Genomic DNA, 5,063 nt, shown 5'->3' with positions numbered 1-5,063 from the left:
CCGCGTGCCGTCGGCCGCCTCGATGGAGACGGCGGGCCCGGCGTCGAGCAGGATCGCGGCGCCGCCGCCCGGGAGCCGCCGCACGCCGACGCCGCCGACCGTCCGCGGTCGGAGGTGGTCGACGACCGTGCAGTCCGCGATCGCGGAGTACGCGATCCGGATCCGCCTCAGCGGCACGAGCGCGACCTCGACGTCGTCCGGGTCGAGCGTGATGCGGATCCGCAGCGAGCCGACCACGGCGCCCGCGGCCACGAGCAGAGCAGCGACGACGATGCCGAGGGCACCTCCGCCCGAGACGACCAGGACGACGAGGCCCACCACGGCGATCACGAGCCCGGCGACGCGGACGGCGCGCGGGGCGGGCGTGGTCTGGCGGAATCGCGCATCGGGTGAGGGCGTGGTCACGCCCTCACCCTAGGTGCGCGGGTGCCGGATCGGGTCAGGCGTGCTGCTCGTCGTGCTCGCCCTCGGCGATCTCCTCGATCAGCTTCGCGTTGAACGCGGGCAGGTCGTCGGGGTTGCGGCTCGTGACGAAGCCGCTGTCGACCACGACCTCCTCGTCGACCCACTCGGCGCCGGCGTTGCGGAGGTCGGTGGCCAGGGTGGGGTACGAGGTCATGCGGCGCCCGTCGACCACGCCGGCCTCGATGAGGATCCACGGGGCGTGGCAGATGGACGCGACGGGCTTGCCCGCGGCGAAGAAGGCCTTCGCGAAGGCGACCGAGTCGGCGTCGACGCGGAGGTCGTCCGCGTTCACGACGCCGCCGGGCAGCACGAGGCCGTCGTAGTCGGCCGCGTCCGCGTCCTTCACCTGCACGTCGACGTCGAAGGTGTCGGCCTTGTCGATGTGGTTCAGGCCCTGCACGGTGTCCGACTTCGGGGACACCAGCACGGGCGTGCCGCCGGCCTCCTGCACGGCCTTCCACGGCTCCGTCAGCTCGACCTGCTCGAAGCCGTCCGTCAGCAGGAAGGCCACCGTGCGGCCCTGGATGCTCTCTCCGGTCATGTGCGTTCCTCCTCGTGAGGGTATCGCCGCCCGGTCGGACGGCGCGTTCGACGCTACGCCCGCCAGGCGCCGTCGACCACGGTGCGGAACACGTTCACGGGGCGTCCGGAGACGGCCGTGTCGATCGCGAAGACGCCGCCGGAGAGCGGGTGCTCCTCGAGCTGCTCCTCCGTGAGGTTCTCGCGCGCCGTGCCGATGACGAGGGTGCGGAGGTCGGGTCCCGCGAAGGCGACCGAGGTGACGTTCGGGGCGGGGACCTCGATCTCGAGGTCCTTCGTGCCGTCGGGCGCCCAGCGGACCACCTTGCCCGCGCCGTAGACGCCGTTCCACGCGTAGCCGTCGGCGTCGAGGGTGAGGCCGTCGCTCATCTCGCCGTGGATCCAGTGCGCGAGGTCGCCGAGCTCGCCGTCGGCCGAGTAGGGCGCGCGGTAGACCGTCTTCTCGCTCGTGTCGGTGAGGATCATCGTGCGGCCGCCGTCGGTCCACTCGAAGCCGTTGGTGATCGCGAAGCCGCCGACGAGGGTGCGCAGGGTGCCCGCGCCGTCGACGGAGTAGATCGCCGCGTCGGGCTCGCCCTCGGTGACGTCCATGGATCCGATGACGAAGCGGCCCGCCGGGTCGACCTTGCCCTCGTTCATGCGCATGCCGTCGTGCGCGTGCTCGACCCGGGCGAGCTCGCGCGTGATCCGGCCCTCCCGGTCGACGAGCACGATCCGGTCGCCGAGCCCCGCGACGAAGCCGCCGTCGTCGGCCGGCTGGAAGGACGCGAGCGGCGGCGGCAGCTCGAGGACGGTGTCGTCGGATCCGTCGGCCGCGCCCGTCCACGGGCTCCGGTGCAGCGTGCCCGCGGTGATGTCGTTCCACATCACGTCGCCGGCGGGATCCCACCAGAGGCTCTCGACGAGGATCGCGCGGGCGTCGCGGAGGACGCGGAGGTCGGAGGTGATGGCGGTCATGGATCCAGCCAAGCACCGGCGGTGCGCGGCCGCAGACCCTGGGCGCAGTCTGTGAGCGCCCTCATCGTTCGTGCGACGAGGAAGCTGCGGGCGTACCGTCGAGGGGAGGCCGGACGACGCGCGCGAGCGCGCCCGGCCCGCGGAGCCCCGTCCCACCGGACGCCGTCCCGCACGGATCGGGAACCCCCGACCCCACGAACGAACAGAACGAGGAGTCGCACATGACCACGACCGTCGAACGCCCCACCAGCGCATCCGAGAAGGCCACCCAGCCCGAGGGCTCCAAGCCCACCAAGCGCCAGAACGCCGAGCGCGGATTCAAGGCGAGCGAGCAGCTGCACGAGAACATGCAGAAGGTGCTCGTCGACCTCATCGAGCTGCACATCCAGGGCAAGCAGGCGCACTGGAACGTCGTCGGCAAGAACTTCCGCGACCTGCACCTGCAGCTCGACGAGATCATCGAGTCGGCGCGCGAGTTCAGCGACGACCTCGCCGAGCGCATGCGCGCCCTGCACGCCACGCCGGACGGCCGCAGCGACACCGTCGCCGAGACCACGACGCTCCCCGAGTACCCGCAGGGCGAGGTGGACACGGCCGAGACCGTCGACCTCGTGACCCAGCGCCTCGAGGCCGCCGTGCACACCATGCGCGAGGTCCACGACGACGTCGACGAGGAGGACCCGACCACCGCGGACCTCCTCCACGGCTTCATCACCGCGCTCGAGCAGTACGCGTGGATGGTGTCCGCGGAGAACCGCCGCGTCGGCGCAGCCGCCGAGTAGCACCGCACCACGATCCGAGGGCCGCGCCACCAGGTGCGGCCCTCGTCGCGTCCCCGGGACGGGACGCACGCAGACGACATCGACCGCCCTCCGGGGCAGTGAGGAGACCCAGATGGATCTCGGCATCGCAGGGAAGACCGCGCTCGTCACGGGCGCCGACTCGGGGATCGGGTGGGAGACCGCCCGCATCCTCCTCAGCGAGGGCGCGACCGTCGTCCTCAGCGACCAGGACCAGGGATCGCTCGACGAGGCCGCCGCGAAGCTCGACGGCGGGGACCGCGTGCACGCGTTCGCCGCCGACGTGACGAGCGTCGAGTCGCTCGCGGCGCTGCACGACAAGGTGCAGGAGGCCGTCGGCGACATCGACATCCTCGTCCAGTCCGCGGGCATCACGGGCGCGCAGGGCCTCTTCCACGAGATCGACGACGAGGGCTGGACGGACACCATCGAGGTCGACCTGCTCGGCCCGGTGCGGCTCGTGAAGCAGTTCCTCCCGTCGCTCCGGAAGGGCGGCTGGGGCCGGATCGTGTTCCTCGCCTCCGAGGACGCCGTGCAGCCGTACGACGACGAGCTCCCCTACTGCGCCGCCAAGGCCGGGATCCTCGCGCTGTCGAAGGGCCTGTCCCGCAGCTACGCGAAGGAGGGCCTGCTCGTCAACGCGGTCTCGCCCGCCTTCATCCGCACGCCCATGACCGACGCGATGATGGACAAGCGCGCCGACCAGCTGGGCACCTCGAAGGAGGAGGCCATCGAGTCGTTCCTCGACGAGGAGCGCCCGTACATGGAGCTCAAGCGCCGCGGCGAGGCGACCGAGGTCGCCAACGTGGTCGCGTTCCTCTGCTCCGACCTCGCGTCGTTCGTGAACGGGTCCAACTACCGCGTCGACTCCGGATCGGTGGCGACGATCTGATGGCCTCCCTGAAGAAGGGCGATGCCGTCACCTGGAACACGCCCCAGGGCGAGACCCACGGGAAGGTCGTCGAGGAGAGGACGAAGGACTTCCAGCACGACGGGCAGCACTTTACGGCGTCGCCCGACGAGCCGGCGTACATCGTGGAGAGCGACAAGTCCGGGAAGACCGCGGCCCACAAGGGATCCGCGCTGACGAAGAAGAAGTAGGGATCCTCCCTCGCGGGTACCGGCGACCGGTACCCGCGAGGGGCGACCCGCCGTCGGGCCCGCGCCTAGGCTAAGGCCGATGGACACCGGGACCGCCGCCGCGACGCGCTCGACGTCGACGCGGGCGCCCCGTCACCGCGACGGCGTCGAGGTCTCCGTCGACGCGATCCTCGGGCTGCTCATCGCCGGGCTCGCCGTGCTCCCCCCGGTGGACGTGCAGGAGGCGAGCCTCCTCGTCGCCGTGCTGGCGCTGACCGCCGTCATCGTGCGGTCGGTCTTCCCGGGCGCCGCGCTCGTCCTCGCGTGGGCGATGGCGCTCGCGCAGTGGCAGCTCGGCGAGCGGCCCGGCTTCGCCGACGTCGCGCTCCTCCTCGTGCTGTACTCCACCGCCCGGCGGGGATCGCGGGCCACGGTCGTCATAGGCGTCGCGTCCGCGGTCGTCGGCGGCGCGATGGCCACCGTCTACCTGCTGCACACGGGCGCCCGCTACTCGCTCCTGATCACTCCCGGCGGCCTCGGCGCCATGATCTTCGTCGCGGCTCCGGTCCTGATGCTGCTGCTGGCGTGGCTGACCGGCCTCGTCGTGCGCGTCATCCGGGCCCGCACGACCGAGTCGCGCCTCCGCGTCCAGGCCGAGGACACCGCCGTGAAGGCCGTCGACCTCGCGCAGGCCGAGACGCTGCGGGCGAGCATGGCGCGCGACGTGCACGACATCGTCGGCCACTCGCTCGCGGTGATCATCGCGCAGGCCGACTCCGTGCAGTTCCTCGACGACGAGGAGCGGATCCGCGGGGTGTCCGCCACGATCGCCGACACGGCCCGCCGCTCCCTCGCCGAGGTGCGCGAGGTGCTGAGCGGCACGAGCCCGGCGGGCGCCGACGACGGCCCCGAGGACCTCGACGCGGTGGTCGCGCAGGTGCGCGCCGCGGGCGTGGACCTCGCGCACGAGATGCGCGGCACGCGGCGCGCAGTGGATCCCGCTCGCCAGGTGGTCATCCGCCGCGTCGCGCAGGAGATGACCACCAACGCGATGCGGCACGGCGAGCCCGGCGGTCGGATCCGCCTGCGCGAGACCTGGCGCGCCGCCGACGTCGTGCTCGAGGTCGAGAACGCGGTCGCCGCCCGCCCCGACCCGTCCATGCCCGCCGCCGCCGCCGTCCCCCATGCCGGCACCGGCGTCGAGGGCATGCGCGCCCGCCT

At 72.5% G+C, this 5,063-nt stretch carries 7 protein-coding genes; 4 read left to right on the top strand and 3 right to left on the bottom strand.

Annotated elements, in window-relative coordinates; genetic code table 11:
* The 3 genes from DZG00_RS12055 to DZG00_RS12045 all read right to left on the bottom strand — a co-directional run.
* Positions 1 to 405: hypothetical protein (locus DZG00_RS12055; RefSeq protein ID WP_119455661.1), on the bottom strand; the 405-nt coding region annotated here is incomplete at its 3' end.
* A gap of 34 nt (positions 406 to 439) precedes the next feature.
* Positions 440 to 1,006, bottom strand: coding sequence for a type 1 glutamine amidotransferase domain-containing protein (locus DZG00_RS12050; RefSeq protein WP_119382541.1), 567 nt, complete (start codon positions 1,004 to 1,006; stop codon positions 440 to 442).
* Between the two features lie 53 nt (positions 1,007 to 1,059).
* A complete protein-coding gene (locus DZG00_RS12045) occupies positions 1,060 to 1,962 on the bottom strand; it encodes an SMP-30/gluconolactonase/LRE family protein (RefSeq protein WP_119382542.1) in 903 nt (300 codons plus the stop codon).
* A 221-nt stretch (positions 1,963 to 2,183) separates the two neighbouring features.
* Between DZG00_RS12045 and DZG00_RS12040 the strand changes: the two genes are divergently transcribed.
* The 4 genes from DZG00_RS12040 to DZG00_RS12025 all read left to right on the top strand — a co-directional run.
* Positions 2,184 to 2,744, top strand: coding sequence for a Dps family protein (locus DZG00_RS12040; protein WP_119382543.1), 561 nt, complete (start codon positions 2,184 to 2,186; stop codon positions 2,742 to 2,744).
* A gap of 112 nt (positions 2,745 to 2,856) precedes the next feature.
* Positions 2,857 to 3,654, top strand: a complete 798-nt coding sequence (locus DZG00_RS12035) for an SDR family NAD(P)-dependent oxidoreductase (protein ID WP_119382544.1) — start codon at positions 2,857 to 2,859, stop codon at positions 3,652 to 3,654.
* Entirely contained in the window at positions 3,654 to 3,863 is a 210-nt protein-coding gene (locus DZG00_RS12030) for a hypervirulence associated TUDOR domain-containing protein (protein ID WP_119382545.1), read from the top strand. Before DZG00_RS12035 ends, DZG00_RS12030 begins: the two co-directional genes overlap by 1 nt.
* Positions 3,864 to 3,942: 79 nt before the next feature.
* Positions 3,943 to 5,063: sensor histidine kinase (locus tag DZG00_RS12025; protein ID WP_119455660.1), on the top strand; the 1,121-nt coding region annotated here is incomplete at its 3' end.

The sequence above is a fragment of the Clavibacter lycopersici genome (assembly GCF_003576405.1).
Lineage (GTDB): Bacteria > Actinomycetota > Actinomycetes > Actinomycetales > Microbacteriaceae > Clavibacter > Clavibacter lycopersici.
Note: the sequence above shows the minus strand (reverse complement) of the source record. Positions and strands in the feature narration are given on the sequence as shown.

What these genes read in the sequence shown, in the direction of transcription:
- DZG00_RS12050 (WP_119382541.1), bottom strand. Translation starts at nt 1,006, where the DNA reads ATGACCGGAGAGAGCATCCAGGGCCGCACGGTGGCCTTCCTGCTGACG.
- DZG00_RS12045 (WP_119382542.1), bottom strand. Translation starts at nt 1,962, where the DNA reads ATGACCGCCATCACCTCCGACCTCCGCGTCCTCCGCGACGCCCGCGCG.
- DZG00_RS12040 (WP_119382543.1), top strand. Translation starts at nt 2,184, where the DNA reads ATGACCACGACCGTCGAACGCCCCACCAGCGCATCCGAGAAGGCCACC.
- DZG00_RS12035 (WP_119382544.1), top strand. Translation starts at nt 2,857, where the DNA reads ATGGATCTCGGCATCGCAGGGAAGACCGCGCTCGTCACGGGCGCCGAC.
- DZG00_RS12030 (WP_119382545.1), top strand. Translation starts at nt 3,654, where the DNA reads ATGGCCTCCCTGAAGAAGGGCGATGCCGTCACCTGGAACACGCCCCAG.